Annotated in this window: 6 protein-coding genes; 1 reads left to right on the forward strand and 5 read right to left on the reverse strand. The window is 59.1% G+C overall.

Annotation, left to right across the window (positions count from 1 at the left end):
- The 4 genes from RI563_RS12670 to RI563_RS12685 all read right to left on the reverse strand — a co-directional run.
- On the reverse strand, positions 1–1,289 hold a 1,289-nt coding region (locus tag RI563_RS12670; protein ID WP_310694748.1), incomplete at its 3' end, for a tetratricopeptide repeat protein.
- Between the two features lie 96 nt (positions 1,290–1,385).
- A complete protein-coding gene (locus RI563_RS12675; RefSeq protein ID WP_310694749.1) occupies positions 1,386–1,715 on the reverse strand; it encodes a hypothetical protein in 330 nt (109 codons plus the stop codon).
- A gap of 24 nt (positions 1,716–1,739) precedes the next feature.
- Complete coding sequence (locus RI563_RS12680) at positions 1,740–2,408, reverse strand: hypothetical protein (protein ID WP_310694750.1); 669 nt, start codon at positions 2,406–2,408, stop codon at positions 1,740–1,742.
- Positions 2,409–2,418: 10 nt separating this feature from the next.
- Positions 2,419–2,994 (reverse strand): RNA polymerase sigma factor, encoded by a 576-nt coding sequence (locus tag RI563_RS12685; RefSeq protein ID WP_310694751.1) that lies wholly within the window; start codon positions 2,992–2,994, stop codon positions 2,419–2,421.
- A gap of 263 nt (positions 2,995–3,257) precedes the next feature.
- Between RI563_RS12685 and RI563_RS12690 the strand changes: the two genes are divergently transcribed.
- The gene (locus tag RI563_RS12690) at positions 3,258–3,500 is read left to right on the forward strand and encodes a DUF6316 family protein (RefSeq protein WP_310694752.1); all 243 of its coding nucleotides are present in this window, start codon (positions 3,258–3,260) and stop codon (positions 3,498–3,500) included.
- A gap of 115 nt (positions 3,501–3,615) precedes the next feature.
- Here the strand turns inward: RI563_RS12690 and RI563_RS12695 are convergent, their stop codons facing one another.
- Complete coding sequence (locus tag RI563_RS12695; protein ID WP_310694753.1) at positions 3,616–4,140, reverse strand: BLUF domain-containing protein; 525 nt, start codon at positions 4,138–4,140, stop codon at positions 3,616–3,618.
- Positions 4,141–4,367 lie beyond the last annotated feature (227 nt).

Consider the following 4,367-nt stretch of genomic DNA (forward strand, 5'->3'; position numbering starts at 1 on the left):
CCCATGATCTGATGCCGGGCATAATCGTAGGCTTCCAGCGTGGAGTCGTTGTCGATATACCGGTAATCCAGAAACAGGTCTGTTTTTTCCGAAAGCTTGCGCTGGCCGCGCACACCGGCCAGGTAACGGTGATCCTCGCGTTGTACCTCGGTGATCGTACCGTTGCTGATCCGGTAGGGATCGGCGTAATCGCTGTAGCGGTATTCGCCGCGCAGGGTGTAGTGCCAGTCGCCGGGGCCGGAGCGATCCAGCACAACGAACAGCTTGTGGCGGGTCGGTGAGTAACTGAAAAACTCGCCGCTCTGGGTGAGATCATCGCGATCGTTGAGTTCCAGCTGATAGCCCAGACGCAGTCGTCCGGCATCGGTGGGTAACCAGCCATCGATACCCAGGCGCTGTTGCCAGCCACCAAGATAGGCGTAACGTGAGCCACCGTCGATCAGACCGGCCTGATAACGCAGACCCAGCACCTTGCCGCCGGCCAGGGGGCGGCGGGCACGGACGTCGACATTCAATGACTGTTCAAAGCGGCTCGAGTCGACATAAATCGTGTCCACGTAACCGCTGACATCCAGTTGCCAGCGCTGCCCCGTGTGCAACTGGTTCAATCCCAGGCGCAGGCTGTATTGATCGTATTCACTGACGTCGGTGTACTGGCGCACATGCAGGCCACCGAACAGATAGCGGTCGGCACTGAGACGATGATTGATCAACGCGCCGGCTTCGACAAAAAGATCGCTGTTGTCGCTCAGGTTGACGGTTTCGGCATCGGGGGCCAGTGCCACATTGCTGTCGTAGCCGGCGGCGACGGTGGCGGATACGGTAGTACCGGCATCGCGGCGGGAGACCGGCAGACGATCCAGTGCCGTGGCAGCCAGTGCCCGCAAACGGGTATTGTCACTGCGCCGATAGGCCTGCTCGAAATGGTCGGCGGCCCGATCGGAATCGTCCAGACGCCGGGCCACCAGGCCGAGATTGTAGTGGGCCAGCGCCGCCCACTGCGGATCGCGGGTCAGCCGCTCGAACTGTTGCCGGGCCCTGGCATAATCCCCGAGCCGAAAATAGCTCACCCCCAGGTTGTAATGCAGGGCGGGTTTGTCAAAGCCGGCCTGTTGCGCCTGTAAAAACGCCTTGATGGCCTGTTGATGCCGGCCGCTTTGCGCGGCCTTGAGCCCCTGGTCAAATTCAGACTGACCGGCCGTGGCAGCCAGGGCGGGGGTGATGGTGCCAAGCAGCAGCGCAACGAGCGCCAGTGGTTGAAGAGAACGCCAGAACCGGTAACACGACATACGATAAAACCTTTCCAATACGTTGTGGTTAAACACCAAAAGCCACGCCGGTAATTGCCGGCGTGGCTTGCGAGTGAACAGTTGTTTGAGGGGTGACTAGGGGCGTTCTCCGGGTACCTGAATGTTCTGTGTCCGTTCCCGGGCGCGTTCGCGCGCGGCATCGGAGACCTCGCTGCCAAATTCATGGCTCATTTCCTCGCGCAGGCGACGAGCCTTGTTGGCGGTGCCGATGCCGAATTCGGCGTTTTTATGGGCCTGGGGATCGGCATCTTGAGGTAATTCAATATTATTAATCGCGGCATCGGCGGAGCTGTCGGCCGGGACCGCCTCGAGGGTGACTTCCAGATCATCCTCCTGGGCCTGGGCGCCGAGCGGCAGCAGCAGGGCTGCCATCAGGGTCAAAAGCGAAAGGTTCAGTTTTTTCATGGTCGTGCTCCTGTCGGGTTGGGTTTACAGCGTCTGTTGGGTGGTGCCTGAATTGACAGGCGGGTTAGTTCGAGCCTGAATACGAAATTCCCGCTGGCCGCTGGGGTGTTCAAGCCGGGCGATCAGCTCGCCGCCCTGCCAGTTGCGGTCGCGAAGAATCAGCGGTAGTTGCAGTCGGTTGCTGCCCTGCGCCAGATTGGTTTGCCAGCTCAGTTCCCGGCGGCCGGGATAGCCGTCGATTTCGATCTGCTCCGGTAATTGCAGCGTCAGCCGGACATTCTCCAGCGCCTGTTTGCTGTTAAAGGCCAGCTGCACGGTCCGGGTTTGTTGCGGTGCCAGGGTTACGGTGATTGCCCCGTTATGCTCGCCGGTACCGGAGAGGTTGCCGGCCAGATAGCCGGCGAACAACGCGGTGATCAGTGCGCCGGCGGCGATCGATCCTTTCAGCCAGCCGCGGGCGGCCGTGTTACGTGACCGGGTGGCGTGCCGCATGACGCGCCGGGCAAAGTCGGACGAAGGTGGCGCGACGGGCAGATCGCGCAGCGCCTGTTGCAGTTCCTGGGCTGCAGCGTACTTCCGCCGACAGCGGTCGCACTGTTGCCGGTGTTCCTGCAGGGCAACCTGTTCGTCGACTAAAAGTTTGCCGTCGAGCCAGTCATCCAGTTGCTGTTGAAATGTGGTGCAGTTGATCATGTGTTCACTCCTACCCGTTAACACGCTCGATGGGGGCGGAAGGTTCCCCTTCGGACGATAAAATTTCCCGCAAGCGGGCGCGGGCGCGATGCAGGCGTGACTTGAGCGTGCCGCCGGGAATGTCCAGCACCTCTTGTAACTGCGGCAGGGTGAACCCCTCCACGTCGTGCAGCAGCACAACCAGGCGCTGTTCCTCGTTCAGTGAATCGATGGCCCGTTGCAAATCATATTGCAGGCGGTTCTGTTCCAGGGCGTGATCCGGGGTGTCGTGAGTCTGGTGCAAGTTATCGAGAATCTCCGCGCTGTGTTCAGCATTCAGATCGGTGGGCGTGCGCTGCGATTTGCGGTGTGTATCGATGTACTGGCGGTAGAGGACGGTCAGCAACCAGCTTTGCGGGTGCTCCAGATTATCGAGAGGAACCTGCTTTTCGAACAGGCGCGTCAGCAGCTCCTGGACCAGATCCTCGGCATCGTCGCGACTGCCGCAGAGTCGATAGGCATAGCGATACAGCGCCGGCAGATGCGGGCGCAGCTGTTGTTCAAACCGGCGGGCGCGGCGGCCGGCTAGCAGGGGGATAATGGCCATACAGTATTACACGCCCGGGCGTGTCAAAAGGTTCCATCAATATAAGGATAGTTTCGCAAAACAGATTGCGCGGGTGATGAAGGATAAAACAGTGCGCGCCAGGCAAACACAACCCCGCTCACAGAATAACCCTGTCGGCAAATGCTGACAGGCATTTGAGAAAAGCCCTACATGATTTTCAGCCGGGTCCGACAGGCAAACACGAGGCATCCGGCTATGCTTTTCGACCCTGACAAGGCATGAGGCGAAAGGCGGTGATAACCATGTACCGGTATGATGACGAAAAGGAACAGGCGCCGGCCCGTTCGGAACGGTTTTACGAGGTTGACGGGGAGTGGTTCTTTGCGGTGCGCAAGGGACCGGATCGGGGGCCGTTTGTCAGCAAGGAAGCGGCGCATGCCGCTCTGCGGACCTATATTGTGGAGCAACTGGCCGAAGAGAAACACCGTCGCCCGGCGGGGCGGCGGTTTTTCTTACGCTCGCTATCTGAACGGGAGGAAGGTTAGCGCCGGTAGTGCGTCATCATGTTGCGCAGTTCGCCAGCAAGGCGGCACTGGTTATCCGGGTGTTCATGTTATTCAGCCTGCCCACCATAGTGGATTGATTTGGCAGATTCACCGATCAGGCGGCTCGCTTGCGACCAAACAGGCGCGACAAAAGTCCCGGACGGGGGACTGCCCCGGCAGAGGCGTGCTGCTGATCGGAGCTGGCGGTCATATCCCTGGCCCGGACAAACAGACCCAGCATGCTGTCGATCATCGCTGCGTTGAATTCATAAGGATTAAAGCTGTTGAGGCCATGCTGGCGAAGGATCTGTTGTACCTGATGATCCAGGGCCACGTATTTCATCGACCAGTCCAGAAACAGACGCTGTTCCACCCGTTTAACCGACAGGGTTTGCAGATGGGTATGCCGCGGATCCTCGGCCAGCTTGCGGTACAGATCATCCACTTCCTGCTGATCGCCTTCGAGACACTGAAAGAAAAAGTTGTTGCTGAAATAGAGCACGCCGCCAATCTGGCGAGACGGGTTATTCTTGCGTGATTGCATCAGGATCCGGCCGACGTCCCGGGGGACCGCGCCATTGGCTGTTTCGATTGGATTGCTGGAGGTACTGGCATAGACCATCCGAATCAGATTGCTCATGATAGCTCCCTTGCGCTTGCGCGATTAAATGGGTGTTGCGCTCGGCGCCATCCAAAACGGCGCGGCGCTGACATAACGGGTGGCTGTGTTCGGGGCCGGACCGGCTTGAGGCACAAAGGCCCCGGAACACGTGCTTGAGTAAAGAATAATCAAACAAATCTTTTTTGTCTATGACAAAACGGGATATCATGAGGACTAATCCGACCCTGAGGCAATAACATGGCTGA

The organism is Thiohalophilus sp., assembly GCF_031581315.1.
Classification (GTDB): domain Bacteria; phylum Pseudomonadota; class Gammaproteobacteria; order UBA6429; family Thiohalophilaceae; genus Thiohalophilus.